The organism is Enterobacter sp. MGH85, assembly GCF_001037655.1.
GTDB lineage: Bacteria > Pseudomonadota > Gammaproteobacteria > Enterobacterales > Enterobacteriaceae > Enterobacter > Enterobacter intestinihominis.
Genome location: NZ_KQ089925.1, coordinates 4,333,933 through 4,354,441, shown reverse-complemented (window position 1 = coordinate 4,354,441; position 20,509 = coordinate 4,333,933). Strand labels below are relative to the sequence as shown.

At 62.0% G+C, this 20,509-nt stretch carries 17 protein-coding genes; 10 read left to right on the top strand and 7 right to left on the bottom strand.

Annotation, left to right across the window (positions count from 1 at the left end):
* The first annotated feature begins 125 nt into the window (after positions 1-125).
* The 3 genes from fes to entF are packed head-to-tail and all read left to right on the top strand — an operon-like array spanning position 126 to position 5,402.
* On the top strand, positions 126-1,325 hold the full coding sequence (gene fes / locus SK51_RS20710; RefSeq protein ID WP_032670974.1) for an enterochelin esterase: 1,200 nt from the start codon (positions 126-128) through the stop codon (positions 1,323-1,325).
* 10 nt (positions 1,326-1,335) lie between these two features.
* Entirely contained in the window at positions 1,336-1,548 is a 213-nt protein-coding gene (locus tag SK51_RS20705) for an MbtH family protein (RefSeq protein ID WP_023305656.1), read from the top strand.
* Entirely contained in the window at positions 1,545-5,402 is a 3,858-nt protein-coding gene (gene entF / locus SK51_RS20700; protein WP_048207025.1) for an enterobactin non-ribosomal peptide synthetase EntF, read from the top strand. Before SK51_RS20705 ends, entF begins: the two co-directional genes overlap by 4 nt.
* Positions 5,403-5,490: 88 nt before the next feature.
* On the opposite strand, the gene fepC is transcribed toward entF, so the two are convergent.
* Genes fepC through fepD form a run of 3 tightly spaced genes read right to left on the bottom strand, consistent with a single transcriptional unit; the run spans position 5,491 to position 8,281 of the window.
* A complete protein-coding gene (fepC, locus tag SK51_RS20695; protein WP_023305658.1) occupies positions 5,491-6,291 on the bottom strand; it encodes an iron-enterobactin ABC transporter ATP-binding protein in 801 nt (266 codons plus the stop codon).
* Positions 6,288-7,277 carry an iron-enterobactin ABC transporter permease gene (gene fepG / locus SK51_RS20690; RefSeq protein ID WP_075551303.1) on the bottom strand — a complete coding sequence of 330 codons (990 nt, stop codon included), beginning with the start codon at positions 7,275-7,277 and terminating at the stop codon, positions 6,288-6,290. The genes fepC and fepG overlap by 4 nt, the downstream gene beginning before the upstream one ends.
* Positions 7,277-8,281, bottom strand: a complete 1,005-nt coding sequence (fepD, locus tag SK51_RS20685) for a Fe(3+)-siderophore ABC transporter permease (RefSeq protein ID WP_022647378.1) — start codon at positions 8,279-8,281, stop codon at positions 7,277-7,279. Before fepD ends, fepG begins: the two co-directional genes overlap by 1 nt.
* A 108-nt stretch (positions 8,282-8,389) precedes the next feature.
* Between fepD and entS the strand changes: the two genes are divergently transcribed.
* On the top strand, positions 8,390-9,616 hold the full coding sequence (gene entS / locus SK51_RS20680) for an enterobactin transporter EntS (RefSeq protein ID WP_023299557.1): 1,227 nt from the start codon (positions 8,390-8,392) through the stop codon (positions 9,614-9,616).
* A 77-nt stretch (positions 9,617-9,693) separates the two neighbouring features.
* Here the strand turns inward: entS and fepB are convergent, their stop codons facing one another.
* Positions 9,694-10,653 (bottom strand): Fe2+-enterobactin ABC transporter substrate-binding protein, encoded by a 960-nt coding sequence (fepB, locus tag SK51_RS20675; protein ID WP_032676374.1) that lies wholly within the window; start codon positions 10,651-10,653, stop codon positions 9,694-9,696.
* A 188-nt stretch (positions 10,654-10,841) separates the two neighbouring features.
* On the opposite strand from fepB, the gene entC reads away from it, so the two are divergent.
* Genes entC through entH form a run of 5 tightly spaced genes read left to right on the top strand, consistent with a single transcriptional unit; the run spans position 10,842 to position 15,667 of the window.
* Positions 10,842-12,017 carry an isochorismate synthase EntC gene (gene entC / locus SK51_RS20670; RefSeq protein WP_023305661.1) on the top strand — a complete coding sequence of 392 codons (1,176 nt, stop codon included), beginning with the start codon at positions 10,842-10,844 and terminating at the stop codon, positions 12,015-12,017.
* 9 nt (positions 12,018-12,026) lie between these two features.
* Positions 12,027-13,637: a (2,3-dihydroxybenzoyl)adenylate synthase EntE gene (gene entE / locus SK51_RS20665; RefSeq protein ID WP_023305662.1), complete on the top strand. Its 1,611-nt coding sequence runs from the start codon at positions 12,027-12,029 to the stop codon at positions 13,635-13,637.
* A gap of 10 nt (positions 13,638-13,647) precedes the next feature.
* Entirely contained in the window at positions 13,648-14,502 is an 855-nt protein-coding gene (locus SK51_RS20660; RefSeq protein WP_022647383.1) for an isochorismatase, read from the top strand.
* Positions 14,502-15,254, top strand: a complete 753-nt coding sequence (gene entA / locus SK51_RS20655; RefSeq protein WP_023305663.1) for a 2,3-dihydro-2,3-dihydroxybenzoate dehydrogenase EntA — start codon at positions 14,502-14,504, stop codon at positions 15,252-15,254. The genes SK51_RS20660 and entA overlap by 1 nt, the downstream gene beginning before the upstream one ends.
* Complete coding sequence (gene entH / locus SK51_RS20650) at positions 15,254-15,667, top strand: proofreading thioesterase EntH (RefSeq protein WP_022647384.1); 414 nt, start codon at positions 15,254-15,256, stop codon at positions 15,665-15,667. The genes entA and entH overlap by 1 nt, the downstream gene beginning before the upstream one ends.
* A 90-nt stretch (positions 15,668-15,757) precedes the next feature.
* On the opposite strand, the gene SK51_RS20645 is transcribed toward entH, so the two are convergent.
* The 3 genes from SK51_RS20645 to SK51_RS20635 are packed head-to-tail and all read right to left on the bottom strand — an operon-like array spanning position 15,758 to position 18,040.
* Positions 15,758-16,870: a M20 family metallopeptidase gene (locus tag SK51_RS20645; RefSeq protein ID WP_023305664.1), complete on the bottom strand. Its 1,113-nt coding sequence runs from the start codon at positions 16,868-16,870 to the stop codon at positions 15,758-15,760.
* A gap of 13 nt (positions 16,871-16,883) precedes the next feature.
* Positions 16,884-17,348, bottom strand: coding sequence for a YjiG family protein (locus tag SK51_RS20640; RefSeq protein WP_023305665.1), 465 nt, complete (start codon positions 17,346-17,348; stop codon positions 16,884-16,886).
* Positions 17,345-18,040: a nucleoside recognition domain-containing protein gene (locus tag SK51_RS20635; protein WP_022647389.1), complete on the bottom strand. Its 696-nt coding sequence runs from the start codon at positions 18,038-18,040 to the stop codon at positions 17,345-17,347. The genes SK51_RS20640 and SK51_RS20635 overlap by 4 nt, the downstream gene beginning before the upstream one ends.
* A 268-nt stretch (positions 18,041-18,308) precedes the next feature.
* Between SK51_RS20635 and cstA the strand changes: the two genes are divergently transcribed.
* The gene (cstA, locus tag SK51_RS20630; protein ID WP_022647390.1) at positions 18,309-20,414 is read left to right on the top strand and encodes a pyruvate/proton symporter CstA; all 2,106 of its coding nucleotides are present in this window, start codon (positions 18,309-18,311) and stop codon (positions 20,412-20,414) included.
* Positions 20,415-20,509: the final 95 nt, after the last annotated feature.

The following is a 20,509-nucleotide window of genomic DNA, read 5'->3' as shown; positions in this document are numbered from 1 at the left end:
TATTTAATGAGCGCGCTTCCCACAGCGCGGGCATTACGCTATTGCAAATGCAAATAGTTATCAATAATATTATCAATAAAATTTGCTCTGAAACAAAAAAGACTGTTAAACATGGGGTTATAAGGGTGACGGCGTTAACAACCGGAAGTGAAGCGTGGTGGCAGGCGAAAAACGGGCCGGAACGGGAACGTCATCAGGAAAACTATCGCGTGACATTCTGGTGGCGGGACCCGGCGGGAACGCAGAAAACGTCGACGATTAAACGCGTCTGGCTCTACGTCACCGGCGTGACCGATCACCATCAAAATGCCCGTCCGCAGTCCCTTGAACGTATCCCGGATACCGACGTCTGGCAGTGGCAGGGCGAGTTCAGCCCCGAATGGCGCGGCAGCTACTGTTTTATCCCCTCCGACAATGAAGATGATTTTGCCAGCGCAGTGTTTGAAGGCGAGCAGCCGGACCGCATGGCGCTGCGCGAAGGCTGGCGCAAACTGCTGCCGCACGCGGTTTCCGATCCGCTGAATGCCCAGAGCTGGCGCGGCGGGCGCGGGCACGCCGTCTCGGCGCTGGAGATGCCGGAGGCGCCCGTACAGCCCGGCTGGAACCATCCCGATACGCCCTATAAAAAGCCAGTCTGCATTGAGTGGCACAGCGCGCGTCTGAGGAACCATCGCCGCGTGTGGATTTTTACCACCGGGGATGAAAGCCCGGAGCGCCCGCTGGCGGTGCTGCTTGACGGGCAGTTCTGGGCCGAAAGCATGCCCGTCTGGCCTGCGCTGGCGTCGCTCACCCATGAAGGCAAACTGCCGCCTGCGGTTTATGTCTTAATCGACGTCATTGACACCGCACACCGCAGCCGCGAGCTGCCGTGCAACCCTGATTTCTGGCTGGCGGTGCAGGACGAACTCCTCCCGCAGGTGAAAAGCATGGCCCCGTTCAGCGACCGCGCCGACCATACCGTGGTGGCGGGCCAAAGCTTCGGCGGGCTCTCTTCCCTCTATGCGGGCCTCAACTGGCCGCAGCGTTTTGGCTGCATCCTCAGCCAGTCCGGATCCTACTGGTGGCCGCACCGCGGCGCGCAGCAGGACGGGCTGCTCATTGAACAACTCAAAGCGGGTGAAAAAACCGCTCGCGGGCTGCGCATCGTCCTTGAGGCCGGGCGCAACGAGCCGCTTATCTTACGCGCAAACCAGGCGATCCTCGCCGAACTACACACTCAGCAACCGGTTTTCTGGCGTCAGGTTGACGGCGGACACGATGCGCTTTGCTGGCGCGGTGGGCTGACACAGGGGCTGATGACCCTCTGGCAGCCGCTTATTCAATAACGGAGTCTGTATGGAATTCAGCAATCCTTTCGATAATCCGCAGGGACAGTTCGCCATTTTGCAAAATGACCAGGGGCAGTACAGCCTGTGGCCGCAGGAGTGCGAGTTGCCCGCGGGCTGGCGCGTGGTGTGCGAACCACATTCTCAGGAGGCGTGCCAGCAGTGGCTGGCGGAACAGTGGCAGACGCTTGAGCCGTCTTATTTTGCGGGGGAGCGCGCATGAACCGTCTCCCTCTTGTCGCCGCCCAGCCGGGGATCTGGATGGCAGAGCAGCTTTCCTCCCTGCCAAACGCCTGGAGCGTGGCGCACTACACCGAACTGAAAGGCGCTATCGACGCGCCGTTGCTGGCAAAAGCCATCGCTGAAGGCATGATGCAGGCCGACACCCTGCGGATGCGTTTCGCTGAGGATAACGGCGAGGTGTGGCAGTGGGTCGATGAGGCCATGATCCTGCCGGAGCCGTCCATTGTGCGCGTTAACTCCCACGACGCCGCCGTGGCGCTGATGGAGGCCGATCTCAACCAGAACCTGCGCGTCGACAGCGGTCAGCCGCTGGCGTTTCACCAGCTGATTCAGGTGGGAGCAAACCACTGGTACTGGTATCAGCGGTATCATCATCTGGTGGTAGATGGCTTCAGTTTCCCGGCCATTACCCGTCAGATCGCCGCCATTTACGCTGCGTGGCAGAAAGGTGAACCTGCGCCCGCCTCCCCGTTTACTCCGTTCGCCGAGGTGGTGGAGGAGTATCAGCGCTATCGCGACAGCGAGGCGTATCAGCGCGACGGTGCTTTCTGGGCCGAACAGCGCCAACAGCTTCCTTCTCCGGTCTCGCTCTCTTCCGCGCCCCTGCCGGGACGCGCCGCCACCACCGACATCCTGCGCCTGAAAATGGCGATGGACGGCCGTGCGTTCAGCCAGCTTGCACAGGCGGCCGGACAAACGCAGCGAACCGATCTGGCGCTTGCGCTGGTGGCGCTGTGGCTGGGCCGCCTGACCGGACGGCTGGACTACGCCGCCGGGTTTATCTTTATGCGCCGTATGGGCTCCGCCGCGCTGACCGCGACCGGACCGGTGCTCAACGTCCTGCCGCTGGCGGTGAATATTCGCCCGCACGAGAGCTTGCCAGCGCTGGCGCTGCGCCTGGCGAACCAGCTGAAAAAGATGCGCCGCCATCAGCGCTACGATGCCGAGCAGATCGTGCGCGACAGCGGGCAGGCAGCAGGGGACGAACCCTTGTTTGGTCCGGTGCTGAACGTCAAGGTGTTCGATTATCAGCTGGATATCGACGGCGTGGAGGCCATTACCCACACGCTGGCGACCGGCCCGGTGAACGATCTGGAGCTGGCGCTATTCCCGGACGAGCAGGGCGGACTAAGCATTGAGATCCTCGCCAACAGGCAGCGTTACGACGAGGCGACGCTGAAGGGGCACGCGGCGCGGCTGAACGCAATGCTGACGCAGTTTGCCGCCAACCCGGACCTGCGCTGTGGCGACGTGGAAACCGTATCAGAGCAGGAATACGCCCGGCTGGCGCGAATCAACGATACCGGGCTGGCGCTGCCGTCCACCACGCTGGCGGACCTTGTCGCGGAGCAGGCGAGCAAAACGCCGGACGCCCCGGCGCTGGCGGATGCCCATACTGAGCTGAACTACCGCCAGATGCGCGAGCAGGTGGTCGCGCTGGCAAATCTGCTGCGCGCGCGCGGCGTGAAGCCGGGCGACAGCGTGGCGGTGGCGCTCCCGCGCTCGGTGTTCCTGACCCTGGCGCTGCACGGGATTGTTGAAGCTGGCGCCGCCTGGCTGCCGCTGGATACCGGTTACCCGGACGACCGTCTGCGGATGATGCTGGAGGACGCGAAGCCGTCGCTGCTCATTACCACCGCCCAGCAGCTTCCGCGCTTTAACGATCTGCCGATCGCCACCTTTAGTTACAACACACTATTACCGGGCACCGATGCTGAACCTCTGCGCCTGGCGAAGCCGGAGCAGACCGCGTACATCATCTTTACCTCCGGTTCGACGGGACGACCAAAAGGCGTGATGGTCGGCCATACCGCCATCGTTAACCGCCTGAAGTGGATGCAGGATCATTATTCACTGGCGGCGCATGACGTGGTGGCGCAGAAAACGCCGTGCAGCTTTGACGTGTCGGTGTGGGAGTTCTGGTGGCCGTTTATCGCCGGGGCGAAGCTGGTGATGGCCGAGCCGGACGCGCACCGCGATCCGCAGGCGATGCAGAGCTTCTTCGCACAATATGGCGTAACCACCACCCACTTCGTGCCGTCGATGCTGGCGGCGTTCGTCGCCTCGCTGACGCCGGAAAACGTCGACTGTTGCAGGACGCTGAAGCAGGTGTTCTGTAGCGGCGAGGCGTTGCCGACTGCGCTGTGCCGCGAGTGGGAACAGCTCACCCATGCGCCGCTGCACAACCTCTATGGCCCGACCGAAGCGGCGGTGGACGTCAGCTGGTATCCGGCGTACGGCCCCGAGCTGGCGGCGGTGGAAGGGAACAGCGTGCCGATCGGCTTCCCGGTGTGGAATACGGGGCTGCGCATTCTGGACGCGATGATGCGCCCGGTGCCGTTCGGCGTGGCGGGGGATCTGTATCTCACCGGCATCCAGCTGGCGCAGGGGTATCTGGGACGCCCCGACCTTACCGCCAGCCGCTTTATCGCCGATCCGTTTGCCCCCGGCGAGCGGATGTACCGCACCGGGGACGTTGCCCGCTGGCTGGACAACGGCGCGGTAGAATATCTGGGCCGCAGCGATGACCAGTTAAAAATCCGCGGACAGCGCATTGAGCTGGGCGAAATCGACCGGGCCATGCTTGCGCTGCCGGATGTGGCCCAGGCCGTGGCGCACGCCTGCGTGTTCAACCAGGCAGCGGCGACAGGTGGCGATGCCCGCCAGCTGGTGGGGTACGTTGTCTCCGAATCCGGCTTACCGCTGGATCGCGACGCGCTGCTAGCATCACTCAAAGCCCAGCTGCCGCCACATATGGTGCCGGTGGTGCTGCTGCAAATCAGCGCGCTGCCGTTAAGCGCCAACGGCAAGCTGGATCGCAAGGCGTTGCCGCTGCCGGAGCTGACCAGCAAAACCTCTGGTCGCGCGCCTGAGACACAAACCGAAGTCGCCGTGGCGCAGGCGTTTTCTGCCCTGCTGGGCTGCGCAGTGAACGATATCGAAGCCGATTTCTTTGCCCTCGGCGGCCACTCGCTGCTGGCGATGCGCCTCGCGGCTCAGCTCAGCCGTGCGTTCAGCCGTAAGGTCACGCCGGGCCAGATTATGGTCGCCTCGACGGTGAGTAAGCTTAGCGGCCTGCTGGACTCGCAGATGAGCGACGAGCAGGCGCAGCGTCTGGGGTATGAAACTGTTCTCCCGCTGCGTGAAAGCAACGGCCCGACGCTGTTCTGCTTCCATCCGGCGTCCGGCTTTGCCTGGCAGTTTAGCGTCCTGGCGCGCTACCTCAGCCCGCGCTGGTCAATCCTCGGCATTCAGTCTCCCCGGCCTGAGGGGCCGATGGAGCAGTGTGCGGATCTCGATGCGGTGATCGAACATCATCTGAACACGTTGCGTAAGCAGCAGCCGCAGGGGCCGTATTATCTGTTCGGCTATTCCCTCGGCGGCACGCTGGCGCAGGGCATTGCGGCGCGTCTGCGCGAGCAGGGTGAAGCGGTGGCGTTCCTCGGCCTGCTGGATACCTGGCCGCCGGAAACCCAGAACTGGGCGGAGAAAGAGGCCAATGGCCTCGATCCGGAGGTGCTGGCGGAAATTGAGCGCGAGCGTCAGGCGTTTATCGCCGCCCAGCAGGGGCAAGGTTCCAGCGAGCTGTTTAACGCTATTGAAGGCAACTACGCCGATGCGGTGCGGCTGCTTACTACGGCGCACAGCGCGCGGTTTGACGGTAAAGCGACGCTGTTTGTCGCCGAACGCACGCGAACCATGGATCCGCAGGCCGCATGGGCGCCGTGGGTGAGTGCGCTGGAGGTGTACAGCCAGGACTGCGCCCACGTGGATATTATTTCACCGCAGGCGTTTGAGAAGATTGGGCCGGTACTGAAGGAAATTTTAGGTTAGTGCAAATGCCCCTCACCCTAACCCTCTCCCACGGGGAGAGGGGATGGTTTGCTCCCTCTCCCTGTGGGAGAGGGCCGGGGTGAGGGCATCAGACCGCACGCTTGCCCAACGGCACCACCAGCGGCGTACCCGCCACCGGATCGTCAATAATCATGCAGCGCATGCCGTAGATCCGCGCGATCAGATCCGGCGTCACAATCTCCTTCGGCGCGCCCTGCGCCACAATCTCGCCGTCGCGCAGCGCAATCAGATGCGTCGCGTAGCGGCACGCCTGATTTAAGTCGTGCAGCACTGCCGCCAGGGTGTACCCCTGCGTGCGGTTCAGTTCACTCAGCAGCTCCAGCAGATCAATCTGATGGCTGATATCGAGCCAGGTTGTCGGCTCGTCCAGCAGCATAATCGAGGTTTCCTGCGCCAGTACCATTGCAATCCAGGCGCGCTGGCGCTGTCCGCCGGAGAGAGTATCGACGCTTTGTTGGGCCAGATCGGTGATGCCCGTCGCCTGCATCGCGCGCTTCACCGCCTCGTTGTCCTCCTTGCGCCAGCGGGTAAACAGCGGCTGGTGCGGGTAGCGCCCGCGGGAGACCAGCTCCTGCACGGTAATATCCCCCGGCGTGGTGGCGTTTTGCGCCAGCAGGCCAATTCGGCGCGCCACCTCTTTGCTGGCGAAGCGCTGGATCTGCTCCCCGTCGAGGAACACGCTACCCTCAACCGGCGACATCAGGCGGCTCAGCGTGCGCAGCAGGGTCGATTTGCCGCAACCGTTCGGACCGATAATGGCGGTGAAGTGGCCGTCCGGAATGGACACGGATAAATCCCGGACAATGATTTTTTTGCCGTAGCCGAGGGTCAAGTTTTCGCCGCGCAAGCGGAATGTTGAATCTGTCATTTCTTGCGTGACTCCTGAACGAGCAAGACGATGAGGTAAATCCCGCCGAGGCTGACGGTCACCACGCCCACCGGCAGTTGATAAGGCATAAACAGCTGCTGAGCGCAGAGATCGGCGGCCAGCAGTAACAATGCGCCGCACAGCGCCGCCTGGGTTAATCCCCAGCGCGCGGTACCGCTAAGACGCCGCGCGATATGCGGGGCTACGAGGGCAATAAAGGAGATCGGCCCGGCGATGGCGGTAGACGCTGCGGTCAGCAAGACCGCCACCAGCATCAGCATCAGGCGCGAGCGCTCTACGCTCACGCCCAGCGCGCAGGCGCTGTCGTCGCCCATCTCCAGCAGCCGCATGCGCCAGACCAGCAGCAACGCGCCAATAAACATCAGCAAAATCAGCGGCGCGGCGGGCCAGGTTTTTCCCCACGTCAGACCGTTGAGGGAGCCGGCGTACCACAGCCCGGCGGAGAGCGCGGTTTCCAGCGATGCCTGTAGCAGAAGCCAGGTGTTAAACGCCATCAGCATCGCACGGATGCCGATCCCGATGATGATCAGACGGAAGGTGTCGATGCCGTTGCGCCAGGCCAGGGCCCAGATAAGCAGGGAGGTGAGAATGCCGCCCGCCATCGCCGTAAAGGTAATGACCGTGAGATGCTGCCCGAACAGCACCATCGCCACCAGCACGCCGCTCCACGCGCCGGTATTCAGGCCCATCACGTCCGGGCTCCCGAGGGGGTTACGCATCAGCGACTGGAATATCGCGCCGCTGACGCCAAGCGCCGCGCCCACCAGGATCGCCATCGCCACGCGCGGCAGTCGCCATTCGGTGACCACCATGGTGATGTTACGCGGCGCGCTGCCGCTGAGAGCGTGAAAGACCTGCGCGAAATCAAGCGTTACGGCACCGCTTTGCAGGCTCCAGACCGCCAGCAGCAGACTGGCGACGACCAGCAGGGCGACGCTGGTAAGTAAACGACGGGACGGGGCCATCATGCGCCACCCCCGCGTCTGCGTCGAACCAGGAAGATCAGCACCGGCGCGCCGATAAAGGCGCTGACCACCGAGACGCGCAGTTCACCCGGCACCAGCAGGCGGCCCAGTACGTCAGCAAAGAGCAGCAGGGCAGGGGTCGCCAGCAGCGTGACCGGCAGCGACCAGCGGTGATCCGCCCCCACCAGCCAGCGCGCCATGTGCGGCATCATCAGGCCGATAAAGGCAATCGGCCCGACCACGGCGGTCGCGCTGCCGCAGAGCACGGTAATGGCGAGTAGCCCCGTCAGCTGCGTGCGCGCCACGCGGTTGCCGAGGGCGGTCGCGGTATCGCTGCCGAGGCTCAGGCTGTTCAGCGCCCGGCTTAAACAGAGCGCCACGGCGGCAGCGACGATCGTCGGGATCACCACCACCTTTAAGGTTTCAAGGGTACGAATATCCAGCGAACCCGCCTGCCAGAAGCGCAGCTGGTCATACACGTCCGGGTTGAGCAGGGCGATGCCGTTGGACAAGCCTTCCAGTACCGCCGCGAGCGCTACGCCCGCCAGCGTTAAGCGTACCGGGCTGAGCTGGCCGCCGCCCTGGCTGCCGGTAAACGCCACCACCAGCGAGGCTGCCAGCGCGCCGCAAAAAGCCATCATCAGCTGTTCAGAGGGGGACGTAAATCCAAACAGCGCTGCGCCGAGCACGATGGCAAAGCTGGCGCCGGAGTTAACGCCGAGAATGCCGGGGTCCGCCAGCGGGTTGCGGGTGAGGGTTTGCATTAGGGCACCGGCAAGGCCGAGCGCACCGCCAGCCAGCAATCCGGCAAGGGTGCGGGGCAGGCGAGCGTCGAGCACGATGGTGCAGTCGGCGCTCTGACAGGTACCGGATAGCGCATCGACAATAACGGACGCGGGCAGCGGTTTTGCGCCGACCAGCAGGCTGAGTGCAATCGCAAGGATTAGCAGTAGCAATAAAACGGGCACGGCAAGGGCGCGCACCGCAGAAGAGGAAAACGACATAGCAACATCCATGATTTGATAATGATAGTGATTATCGTTATCTATCTTATTTGGCTATGTTAGCATGTGCGCCCATGGAATGGGTAGAAATAGACTCAAGGCTTTGTCATGAATCAAAAATCCTGGCTGCTTAACCTCAGCCTGCTCAAAACACACCCGGCGTATCGCGCCGTTTTTATCGCTCGCTTTATCTCCATTTTGTCCCTCGGTCTGCTTGGTGTGGCCGTACCGGTGCAAATCCAGACCATGACTCACTCCAGCTGGCTGGTGGGGTTATCCGTCACCTTAACCGGCGGGGCGATGTTTATCGGCCTGATGGTGGGCGGCGTGCTGGCGGACCGCTACGAGCGTAAAAAGCTGATCCTGCTGGCGCGCGGCACCTGCGGGGTGGGCTTTGTCGGGCTGTGTCTGAACGCCATGCTGCCGGAGCCGTCGCTGGTGGCCATTTACGTGCTGGGATTGTGGGACGGCTTTTTTGCTTCGTTAGGCGTGACGGCGCTGCTGGCGGCCACGCCCGCGCTGGTCGGGCGCGAGAACCTGATGCAGGCGGGGGCGATCACCATGCTCACCGTACGTCTCGGCTCGGTGATTTCGCCGATGGTGGGCGGTCTGTTGCTGGCGACCGGCAACGTGGCGTGGAACTACGGCCTTGCCGCGGCGGGAACGTTTATTACCACCCTGACGCTACTGCGTCTGCCGCTCCTGCCACCCCCGCCGCAGCCGCGCGAGCATCCGCTGAAGTCCCTGATGGCCGCGATTCGTTTCCTGTTCAGCAACCCATTGATTGGCGGCATTGCGCTGCTCGGCGGCCTGCTGACGATGGCGAGCGCCGTGCGCGTGCTGTATCCGGCGCTGGCGGGTGAGTGGCAGATGAGCGCCTCAGAGATTGGCGTGCTGTACGCCGCCATTCCGCTCGGTGCGGCCTTCGGGGCGCTGACCAGCGGCAACCTGGCGCAGAGCGCGAGACCGGGGTTGATCATGCTGGTGGCGACGCTGGCCTCGTTTATCGCCATTGGTTTCTTTAGCCTGATGCCGGTGTGGGCGCTGGGCGTGATGTGTCTGGTGATTTTCGGCTGGCTGAGCGCGGTCAGCTCTCTTTTACAGTACACCCTGATCCAGACCCAGACGCCGGAAGGGATGCTCGGGCGCATTAACGGCCTGTGGACGGCGCAGAACGTCACGGGCGATGCGATTGGCGCGGCGATCCTCGGCGGGCTGGGGGCGATAATGACCCCGGTGGCGTCGGCGAGCAGCAGCGGGTTTGTGTTAGCCGTTGTTGGCGTGATTTTACTGGCGGTTCTGGTGGAGTTGCGTCGGTTCAGGCAAACCCTGTAGGTCGGGTAAGGCGTAGCCGCCACCCGACAAAACGCCCGGTGGCGCTGCGCTTACCGGGCCTACGGGGAACGTGCCACTTATTTAAAAATTGAATTCAAACGCTGCAACACCAACATCGCGCTGTAATAATCCAGGCGGAACGTCTCGGTTCCTAATGCCCAGACGCGCTTGTTCTTCACCGACGGCAGATGCGCCAGCAGCGGGTTGGCGTAAATCGCGTCCACGTCTTTCTGATCGCCGGCAAACACGAACAGCCCTTCGCCGTTCAGCCCCGTCGCCAGGTTTTCACCCCCTAACTGGATAATGTCGTGGCGTTTGCCCTGACTTTTTGAGGTGTGCAACCCGGCAGGCACGTCGGCCAGCGTAAAGCCCAACTGGTGCAAAAGCTTGCCCTGCGCGGAGTCTGTCGTCCACAGGTTCGCCGTGTGCGCCGCGGCGGTGTAGACGATGGCGTTCACCGGCTGTGGCGGCAGCTTCATCTGCTGTTTCACCTTGGCGAGCTGTTTGTCGAAGGCAGCGATGCGCTCTGCGGCCTGTGTCTCCTGCCCGGTGATCGTCCCCAGTTGGGTCAGCAGTTCCTGCCAGCTTTTGTCGTCGTAGTTAATGATAAGCGTCGGCGCGATGGCGGAAAGCTGATCGTAGAGCGCCAGCGCGGAATCCCCGCCGGTGGCGCTGATCAAAATCAGGTCCGGCATCTGGGCCGCGACGGCTTCGGCGCTCGGCTCGCCGATGTACAGCCGGGCAACCTTACGCTGTTTGGCGATATCGCCCCACTGACGCAGGAAGCCCTGCGCATCCGCCACGCGGTTGTTTGGCGTGGTCGCGCCGCTGGCAATGACCGGCGCGTCAATGGCCAGCAGGGAGCCGGTTAAGGTCACGCTGGTGGAGACAATGCGCGTCGGTTTGCTCTCAAGCGTGTGAACGCCGCGGCTGTCGGTGACCTGGCGCGGCCAGTCGGCGGCGAGGGCTGAGGTTAGTCCTAAAACAAAAAGTCCTGTTAAAAGAAGGGCATTGCGGCAAACGGCAGCGATTTTCACAGAGCGGCATCCTGATTTTATTGAAGATAATGCTTCTCATTTTCAGGGCTGTAGGGAAGGGATGCAAGCGTTTGTCGCACAAGTTATTTGCCCGACGGTTGACAGCGGGGCGATGTGGGATTAGGTTAGCCGACGAAAATATAAATGATAATCATTATTGCTTCTTTTATCATTTTAAGGAGGATGATATGGACACGTCCCTGGCTGAGGAAGTTCAGCACACCGCGACAACGCTGCAATCAGACAGCTTTTTCTTTATGTCGCCTTACCGCAGTTTTACCACGTCCGGCTGTTTTGCCCGTTTTTCTGAACCCGCCGTCGGCAGTGACGATCCGGCGGGTCCCTTTCAGCAGAAATTAGCTCAGGCTTTCCGGAATGCGAAAAACAGCGGCATTGCCCATCCGGTGATGGTAGGGGCGATCCCCTTCGATACCCGCAAACCGTCATCGCTGTTTATTCCGCAACGCTGGCAAACCTTCTCCCGCCCGGCGCGTCAGCAGTCCGCACGTTATGCCTCCGGCGCGCAGACGCTGAACGTGCAACAGCGCACCGAGATCCCGTCGCAGCCGGTTTTCGAGGAGATGGTTGCTCGCGCCGCGTCGCTCACCGCTACGCCGCAGGTGAATAAGGTGGTGCTGTCGCGCCTGATTGATATCGCTACCGACAAACAGATCGATAGCAGCGCGCTGATGGAGCGTCTTATCGCCCAGAACCCGGCGAGCTTTAACTTCCACGTACCGCTGGAAGACGGCGGCGTGCTGCTGGGCGCCAGCCCGGAACTGCTGCTGCGCAAAGAGGGCGCGCACTTTAGCTCGCTGCCGCTGGCAGGCTCTGCGCGCCGTCAGCCGGACGATGTGCTGGATCGCGAAGCGGGCACTAAGCTGCTGGCCTCCGAAAAAGACCGCCACGAGCACGATCTGGTCACGCAGGCGATGAAAACCATTCTGGAACCGCGTAGCCATCATCTGAGCATGCCGGCTTCCCCGCAGCTCATCACCACCCCGACGCTGTGGCATCTGGCCACGCCGGTAGAAGGTGAGGCACGTGAAAACGAGAACGCCCTGACGCTGGCCTGCCTGCTGCACCCGACGCCCGCGCTGAGCGGCTTCCCGCATCAGGCGGCAAAAGAGCTGATTGCCGAGCTGGAGCCGTTCGACCGCGAGCTGTTCGGCGGCATCGTCGGCTGGTGCGACAGCGAAGGTAACGGCGAGTGGGTGGTAACTATCCGCTGCGCGCGGCTGCATCAAAATACCGTTCGCCTGTTTGCCGGCGCGGGCATTGTGCCTGCCTCCTCCCCGTTCGGCGAGTGGCGCGAGACGGGCGTGAAGCTCTCCACCATGCTCAACGTGTTTGGTTTGCACTAAGGAATACTCATGACCATCCCTTTTACCCGCTGGCCTGAGGAGTTTGCCCGCCGCTACCGTGAAAAAGGCTACTGGCAGGATCTGCCGCTGACCCACATCCTGACGGACCATGCGGACAGCGATACGGTCGCGATAATTGACGGCGATCGCCGCATCACCTACCGCGCGTTTAATCAGGCGGTGACGAATCTGGCGTCCTCCCTTCAGGCGCAGGGGCTGCATCGCGGGGAGACCGCGCTGGTGCAGCTTGGCAACGTGGCTGAGTTCTACATCACCTTCTTCGCGCTACTGCAAATCGGCGTCGCGCCGGTCAACGCGCTCTTTAGCCATCAGCGCAGTGAACTCAACGCCTACGCGGAGCAGATTAAACCCGCCGTGCTGATTGCCGATCGCGACCACGCGCTGTTCTCGGGCGACGATTTTCTCAACACCTTTGTGGATGCGCATCGCTCGGTACGCGTTGTGCTGCTGCGTGGCGATAAGGGCGAACATGCGCTGGAGGCGGCGATTGCGCGCCCGGCGGACAATTTCATCCCGAACCCGACGCCCGCCGACGAAGTGGCGTTCTTCCAGCTCTCCGGCGGCAGCACCGGCACGCCGAAGCTGATCCCGCGCACGCATAACGATTACGACTACAGCATCCGTCGCAGCAACGAAATCTGCGGTATCACTGCGCACACCCGCTATCTGAACGCGCTTCCCGCGGCGCACAACTACGCCATGAGCTCGCCAGGATCGTTAGGCGTTTTCACGGCGGGTGGCTGCGTGGTGCTGGCTAACGATCCGAGCGCCACGCTCTGCTTCCCGCTGATTGAGCAGCATCAGATAAATGTCACCTCGCTGGTGCCGCCTGCGGTCAGCCTGTGGTTGCAGGCGATTGCCGACGGCGCGGGGAACGCCCAGCTGAAATCCCTCAGGCTGCTCCAGGTGGGCGGCGCACGCCTCTCCGCCACGCTTGCGGCGCGCATTCCGGCGGAAATTGGCTGCCAGCTTCAGCAGGTGTTTGGCATGGCGGAAGGGCTGGTGAACTATACCGCCCTCGACGATGCGCCGGAGCGCATCATCAATACCCAGGGCCGCCCGATGTGCCCGGACGATGAAGTGTGGGTGGCGGACGAGGACGGTAACCCGCTGCCGCGCGGGGAGGTCGGGCGTCTGATGACGCGCGGCCCTTACACCTTCCGCGGCTATTTCAACAGCCCGGACCACAACGCCAGCGCCTTCGATGCCAACGGCTTCTACTGCTCGGGCGATCTGATCGCCATCGATGAGCAGGGTTACATCACCGTGCAGGGGCGCGAGAAAGATCAGATCAACCGCGGTGGCGAGAAGATCGCCGCCGAAGAGATCGAAAACCTGCTGCTGCGCCACGACGCGGTGATCCACGCCGCGCTGGTGAGCATGGAGGACAGCCTGCTGGGCGAAAAAAGCTGCGCGTACCTGGTGGTGAAACAGCCGCTGCGCGCGGTGGAGGTGCGCCGCTTCCTGCGCGAGCAGGGCGTTGCCGAATTTAAGCTGCCGGACCGCGTGGAGAGCGTGGATGCGCTTCCGCTCACGCCGGTCGGCAAAGTTGATAAGAAACAGTTGCGCCTGTGGCTTGCTGAACGCGCCCGGGGCTGAGGAACAGAGAATGGCTATTCCAAAATTAACCGCATATGCGCTGCCAACCGCCGCCGAACTGCCGACCAGTAAAGTAAGCTGGGCGTTTGAGCCGGAGCGCGCCGCGCTGCTGATCCACGATATGCAGGAGTACTTCCTGAATTTCTGGGGCGAAAATAGCGACATGATGCAGCAGGTAGTGGCGAACATCGCTAAACTGCGCGCGTACTGCAAAGAGCACAATATTCCGGTGTACTACACCGCGCAGCCGAAAGATCAGAGCGATGAAGACCGCGCCCTGCTGAACGATATGTGGGGGCCGGGTCTGACTCGCTCGCCGGAGCAGCAGCGCATCGTCGCTGAGCTGACCCCGGACGAAGCGGACACCGTGCTGGTGAAGTGGCGCTACAGCGCGTTCCACCGCTCCCCGCTGGAGCAGATGCTGAAAGAGACCGGCCGCAACCAGCTTTTGATCACCGGCGTGTACGCCCACATCGGCTGCATGACCACCGCCACCGACGCCTTTATGCGCGACATCAAACCGTTCTTTATCGCCGACGCGCTGGCGGATTTCACCCGCGACGAGCACCTGATGTCGCTGAAATACGTGGCCGGACGTTCGGGCCGCGTGGTGATGACCGACGAGTTGCTGCCGTCTGTTCCGGCAACGAAAGCCGCGCTGCGTGAGCTGATCCTGCCGCTGCTGGACGAGTCCGACGAGCCGATGGATGACGAAAACCTGATCGACTACGGTCTGGATTCAGTACGGATGATGGCGCTCGCCGCCCGCTGGCGCAAAGTGCACGGCGACATTGATTTCGTGATGCTGGCAAAAAATCCGACCCTCGACGCCTGGTGGGCGCTGCTCTCCCGCGAGGTGAAGTGATGGCTTTTGATTTTACCGGTAAAACCGTCTGGGTGACGGGCGCGGGTAAGGGCATTGGCTATGCGACCGCGCTGGCATTTGTGGAGGCCGGGGCGCAGGTGACCGGGTTCGATCTGGCTTTCCCTCACGGCGAATATCCGTTTGCCACCGAAACGCTGGACGTGGCGGATGCGGCGCAGGCGAGTGATGTCTGCGGGCGTTTGCTCAGCAGCCTTGAGCGGCTCGACGTGCTGGTTAACGCGGCGGGCATTCTGCGTATGGGCGCGACGGATCAGCTTTCGCAGGAGGACTGGCAGCAGACCTTTGCGGTCAACGTCGGCGGCGCGTTCAACCTGTTCCAGCAGACGATGGGCCAGTTCCGTCGTCAGCAGGGCGGGGCGATTGTGACCGTAGCCTCTGACGCGGCGCACACGCCGCGCATCGGCATGAGCGCCTACGGCGCGTCGAAAGCGGCGCTGAAAAGCCTGGCGCTGACAGTCGGGCTGGAGCTGGCGGGCAGCGGCGTACGCTGTAACCTGGTGTCGCCGGGTTCTACGGATACCGACATGCAGCGCACGTTGTGGACCAGCGATGATGCGGAACAGCGGCGCATTCGCGGCTTCGGCGAGCAGTTCAAACTCGGCATTCCGCTCGGTAAAATTGCCCGTCCGCAGGAGATTGCCGCGACCGTGCTGTTCCTGGCATCCGATGCCGCCAGCCATATCACCTTGCAGGATATCGTGGTGGACGGCGGCTCCACGCTGGGGGCGTAATGATCTGGAAACGTCATTTATCCCTCGACGAACTGAATGCCACTAGCCAGAACACGATGGTGGAACACCTTGGCATCGTCTATACCCGCCTCGGGGACGATACGCTGGAAGCGGAGATGCCGGTGGATGCGCGCACCCACCAGCCGTTTGGCCTGCTGCACGGCGGTGCGTCGGCGGCGCTGGCGGAAACGCTGGGGTCGATGGCCGGTTTTCTGATGACCCGCGACGGGCAGAATGTGGTGGGCACGGAACTGAACGCTACGCACCACCGCGCGGTCTCTCACGGTAAGGTGCGCGGCGTATGTCAGCCGCTGCATCTGGGCCGCTCCAGTCAGAGTTGGGAGATTGTGGTGTTCGACGAGCAGGGGCGGCGCTGCTGTACGTGTCGGTTGAGTACGATGGTGCTGGGTTAGATTGTGCGGCGGGAGTGCCGGGTGGCGGCTTCGCCTTACCCGGCCTACGAAACATGCAGGCCCGGTAAGCGAAGCGCCACCCGGCGGTTGTTACAACATCGATACCACCCGCTTCAACAGCCGAACTCGCGGTGCAATGGACGCTTTATCCAGCCATTCCGCCGGGCTGTGGAACCCGGCGCCAACCGGCCCGAAGCCGTCAAGCGTGGGGATGCCGAGCGCGGCGGTGTGGTTGGCGTCGCTGCCGCCGCCGACTGCCTGCCAGGTAATGTCGATGCCTTCCGCTTTACCCGCCGCTTCAACCTGCTGCATCAGCGCCTGCGTCGCGTCGCTCGCGGCCATCGCCGGTTTGTGATTAACCCGCGTCAGCGTGGTGGTCACGCCGTCTAAAAAGCCTTGTTCACATAACAACTCCAGCGCCTGGTTCACCCGGTCATACTCGTCGTTTTCCCAGAAGCGAACGTCCAGTTCTGCCACAGCGCTGTCCGCGACCACGTTCGCCGCGCTGCCGCCCTGAATCACGCCGACGTTAAGTGTAGTGCCGCGATCCCAGTCCGTCAGCGCATTGATGGCGATAACGCTCTTTGCCAGCGCGGTGATCGCCGAGCGGCCTTTTTCCGGGTCATTGCCCGCGTGTGCCGCCACGCCGCTAAAGGTGAAGTGATAGCCCGCCATCCCTTTACGCGCTTTCACCAGCGAACCGTCGGCGCGGGCGGCTTCGCACACCAGCACGCAGCGGGAACGCTTAGCCAGCTCGCCAATCCACTCATGGGAATGGACAGATCCGGTCTCTTCGTCCGGGTTCATCGCAACGGCAATCGCGAGACGATCGTTGTCTGCGGCGTCAAGCGCGCGCATTGCCCACAAAATATTCAGAAGTCCGCTCTTCATATCCGAGACACCGGGGCCGTACAGGCGGGTTTCATCCTCGCTCAGCGGACGCGCGGCCACGGTGCCGGCGGGAAATACGGTATCCAGATGCCCGACCAGCAGCACGTCGAACCGTTCCGCCTGCGGCTTGTTACTGACGAAGACGCCGGGGCCCACCTTGTCGCCCAGGTTCACCTGCTCCGTATGCCAGCCTTCGCGCTGCCACAGTTGCTGCATGATGCCTGCAACAGCGGCGACGCCGTCAATCGTCTGGGTGCCGCAGTCTACGTTCACCAGGGTTTTCAGCTCTTCGATATAATGGTCAAGATTCATGTTCACGTCCTGTTCAGAGAATAATGCGCATCAGCAGCATGGCTAAGAAAGCGTTGACCACCGAGAGGGCGATCATCAGCGGAATACGTTTGGCGCGGGTGCCAATCACCCCCAGAATGCGGCCTAGGTACTGCACCTGCGAGCCCATCAGGTAGATGGCGGGCGCCAGGATCGCCAGGTGCTCGCCGGTGAGGATGCCTTTATCAAACAGGCCGATGGCAACGCCGATCCCGCCGCCCATCGACATCCAGCCGCCAATCAGCACGGCGGCCGCTTCGCCCGGCAGGCCAAACAGGCCCATCAGCGGGGAAAAGATTGTGCCCAGCCCTTTCAGCGCGCCGGTAATTTCCAGCGCCTTGATGATGATAAAGGCCATCACCACGTTGGGCAGCGTGCTGCTGGTGGCAATGCTCCAGCCTTTGCGCGCGCCTTCGATAAACACATCGGTAATGACGGGATTGGACTGTGGGGCACTCATGCGGCGTCTCCTTTATGGGTAAACGTCAGGATCAGGCGCAGCAGATTGGCGCCGACAATTTTCATGATAAACATCACCGCGATACAGGCCCCGATGGAGGTGGGCACCGCCGCCGTGCCGTCAACGGCGAGCAGCGTGAAGAGGATCGCCCCGGAAGAGAAAAAGTTGGTGATCATCGCCCCGGCGGAGAACTGGAACATGGCGAAAACGTCTTTCTCTTTTTCGCTGATTTGCCCTTCATCAGAGAGATTACGGGTAAGCGACGCGCCCACGTCGGTACTTTGCAGGCTGCCAATCAGCGCCAGCCCGGTGGTGCCAGGGATCCCCAATAGCGGGCGCAGCAGAGGAGTTAAGAGTTTGCGCGCGGCACGCAGGGCGCCATAGTGCTCCAGCACGTTGATCATCCCCAGGGCGAACATCACCGCAGGAATTAAACCGAGCGCGAAGAGAAACCCGTCCATCGCGCCGCTGCCGCCGGTGCCGCGAAAGGCGCTGCTGGCTGTGGTTAACGTACCGTCATCCAGACTGGCCTTGCTGACCACTTTGCCAAAAGCGCCGTTGAGGGTGGTGAAATCAAAGACGCCGTACCACTCTTGTCCGCCTAACAGACCCGAGAAGAAAACGGCTGCAAACGCCAGCGCGAAGTACGCGCCCGGCCCGACCTGACTATCCTGAGGTACTGAACTGTTCATATCCTTTTCCTTGTATGCACGCGATTGCGCAGGATCATTCTGGCGAGGTTATGGCCAAAAAAAATGATACAAATCATTCCGTAAGGCGGTGTCTGGCCGAAAAAGGTAAAAGTGTGAACGGTGACGCTACGAAAGTGATCGGCTTAACAATGTGGTGTAAATGTCTGGTTTGACCACGCATTATTGCGTTTCAAAGTTGTTAAATTTTATCCGTTGTTCTAGAAACAAAATGTAACATCTCACTGTTTCACAACAACGGATAACCATTATGAACAACTCAGGGAAATACCTTATATGGGCAGGGCTCTCCGTTGTGGGAGCCTTTGCCCTGGGCTACATCGCCCTCAACCGGGGGGAGCAGATCAATGCGCTCTGGATCGTGGTCGCCTCCGTCTGCATTTATCTGATCGCATACCGTTTTTATGGCCGTTATATCGCGAAGACGGTACTGGGCGTAGACGGCACGCGCATGACGCCGGCCGTGCGTCATAACGATGGTCTGGACTACGTGCCGACCGATAAAAAAGTGCTGTTCGGTCACCATTTCGCGGCGATTGCCGGGGCAGGCCCGCTGGTGGGGCCGGTACTGGCCGCGCAGATGGGCTACCTGCCGGGGATGATCTGGATCCTCGCGGGGGTGGTGCTGGCGGGCGCGGTGCAGGACTTCATGGTGCTGTTCGTCTCCACCCGTCGCGACGGTCGTTCGCTGGGTGAGCTGGTGAAAGAGGAGATGGGGGCAACTGCCGGGGTGATTGCGCTGGTGGCGACCTTTATGATCATGGTCATCATCCTCGCGGTACTGGCGATGATTGTGGTGAAAGCCTTGACCCACAGCCCGTGGGGAACCTATACCGTCGCCTTCACCATTCCGCTGGCGCTGTTCATGGGGATCTACATCCGCTATCTGCGTCCGGGACGCATTGGTGAAGTTTCAGTCATTGGCCTGGTGTTCCTGGTGTTTGCTATTATCTCCGGCGGCTGGGTGGCGGAAAGCCCGACCTGGGCACCGTTCTTCGACTTCACCGGCGTGCAGCTGACCTGGATGCTGGTGGGCTACGGCTTCGTGGCGGCGGTGCTGCCGGTATGGCTCCTGCTGGCCCCGCGTGACTACCTCTCTACGTTCCTGAAAATTGGTACCATCGTCGGGCTGGCGATCGGCATTCTGATTATGCGCCCGACCCTGACCATGCCTGCCCTGACCAAATTCATTGACGGCACCGGCCCGGTCTGGACCGGCAATCTGTTCCCGTTCCTGTTTATCACCATCGCCTGTGGGGCAGTGTCTGGCTTCCATGCGCTTATCGCCTCCGGGACCACGCCGAAGATGCTGGCGAATGAAAATCAGGCCTGCCTGATTGGCTATGGCGGCATGCTGATGGAATCCTTCGTGGCGATTATGGCGCTGGTCTCGGCCTGTATTATCGACCCGGGCGTGTACTTCGCGATGAACAGCCCGATGGCGGTACTGGCCCCGGCCGGCACTGTTGACGTGGTCGCCTCTGCTGCGCAGGTGGTGAGCGGCTGGGGCTTTGCGATCACCCCTGATACGTTGACGCATATCGCTAACGAGGTCGGCGAGCAGTCGATTATCTCCCGTGCGGGCGGGGCGCCGACGCTGGCGGTGGGTATGGCCTACATCCTGCACGGTGCGCTGGGCGGGCTGATGGATGTCTCGTTCTGGTATCACTTCGCCATTCTGTTCGAGGCGCTGTTTATCCTAACGGCGGTGGATGCCGGTACGCGCGCGGCGCGCTTTATGTTGCAGGATCTGCTGGGGGTGATCTCCCCGAATCTGAAACGTACCGATTCACTCCCGGCTAACCTGCTGGCGACGGCACTGTGCGTGCTGGCGTGGGGCTACTTCCTGCATCAGGGCGTGGTCGATCCGCTGGGCGGGATTAACACCCTGTGGCCGCTGTTCGGTATCGCCAACCAGATGCTGGCGGGCATGGCGCTGATGCTTTGTGCCGTAGTCCTGTTCAAGATGAAGCGCCAGCGTTACGCATGGGTGGCGCTGGTGCCAACGGCGTGGCTGCTGATCTGTACCCTGACAGCAGGCTGGCAGAAAGCCTTCAGCCCGGACAACAAGGTGGGCTTCCTGGCCATTGCCAACAAGTTCCAGGCGATGATCGACAGCGGCAAGATCCCGGCGCAGTACACCGAATCTCAGCTGTCCCAGCTGGTGTTTAACAACCGCCTGGACGCCGGGCTGACCATCTTCTTTATGGTGGTGGTTGTGGTGCTGGCGTTGTATTCTCTGAAAACCGCGCTGGCGGCGTTGAAAGTCGACACGCCAACGGCGAAAGAGACGCCGTATGAGCCAATGCCTGAGAACCTGGACGAGATTGTCACCCAGGCGAAAGGGGCGCATTAACCCGTGTGCCGGGTGGCGGCTTCGCCTTACCCGGCCTACATTTCTTATCCTCCCTCTCCCTCCGGGAGAGGGCCGGGGTGAGGGAAACAAACGAG

Bases quoted from the DNA above. Each gene is read 5' to 3' on its own strand.
- SK51_RS20705 (WP_023305656.1), top strand. From the start codon at position 1,336: ATGGAATTCAGCAATCCTTTCGATAATCCGCAGGGACAGTTCGCCATT.
- entF (WP_048207025.1), top strand. From the start codon at position 1,545: ATGAACCGTCTCCCTCTTGTCGCCGCCCAGCCGGGGATCTGGATGGCA.
- fepC (WP_023305658.1), bottom strand. From the start codon at position 6,291: ATGACAGATTCAACATTCCGCTTGCGCGGCGAAAACTTGACCCTCGGC.
- fepG (WP_075551303.1), bottom strand. From the start codon at position 7,277: ATGGCCCCGTCCCGTCGTTTACTTACCAGCGTCGCCCTGCTGGTCGTC.
- fepD (WP_022647378.1), bottom strand. From the start codon at position 8,281: ATGTCGTTTTCCTCTTCTGCGGTGCGCGCCCTTGCCGTGCCCGTTTTA.
- entS (WP_023299557.1), top strand. From the start codon at position 8,390: ATGAATCAAAAATCCTGGCTGCTTAACCTCAGCCTGCTCAAAACACAC.
- entC (WP_023305661.1), top strand. From the start codon at position 10,842: ATGGACACGTCCCTGGCTGAGGAAGTTCAGCACACCGCGACAACGCTG.
- entE (WP_023305662.1), top strand. From the start codon at position 12,027: ATGACCATCCCTTTTACCCGCTGGCCTGAGGAGTTTGCCCGCCGCTAC.
- SK51_RS20660 (WP_022647383.1), top strand. From the start codon at position 13,648: ATGGCTATTCCAAAATTAACCGCATATGCGCTGCCAACCGCCGCCGAA.
- entA (WP_023305663.1), top strand. From the start codon at position 14,502: ATGGCTTTTGATTTTACCGGTAAAACCGTCTGGGTGACGGGCGCGGGT.
- entH (WP_022647384.1), top strand. From the start codon at position 15,254: ATGATCTGGAAACGTCATTTATCCCTCGACGAACTGAATGCCACTAGC.
- SK51_RS20645 (WP_023305664.1), bottom strand. From the start codon at position 16,870: ATGAATCTTGACCATTATATCGAAGAGCTGAAAACCCTGGTGAACGTA.
- SK51_RS20640 (WP_023305665.1), bottom strand. From the start codon at position 17,348: ATGAGTGCCCCACAGTCCAATCCCGTCATTACCGATGTGTTTATCGAA.
- SK51_RS20635 (WP_022647389.1), bottom strand. From the start codon at position 18,040: ATGAACAGTTCAGTACCTCAGGATAGTCAGGTCGGGCCGGGCGCGTAC.
- cstA (WP_022647390.1), top strand. From the start codon at position 18,309: ATGAACAACTCAGGGAAATACCTTATATGGGCAGGGCTCTCCGTTGTG.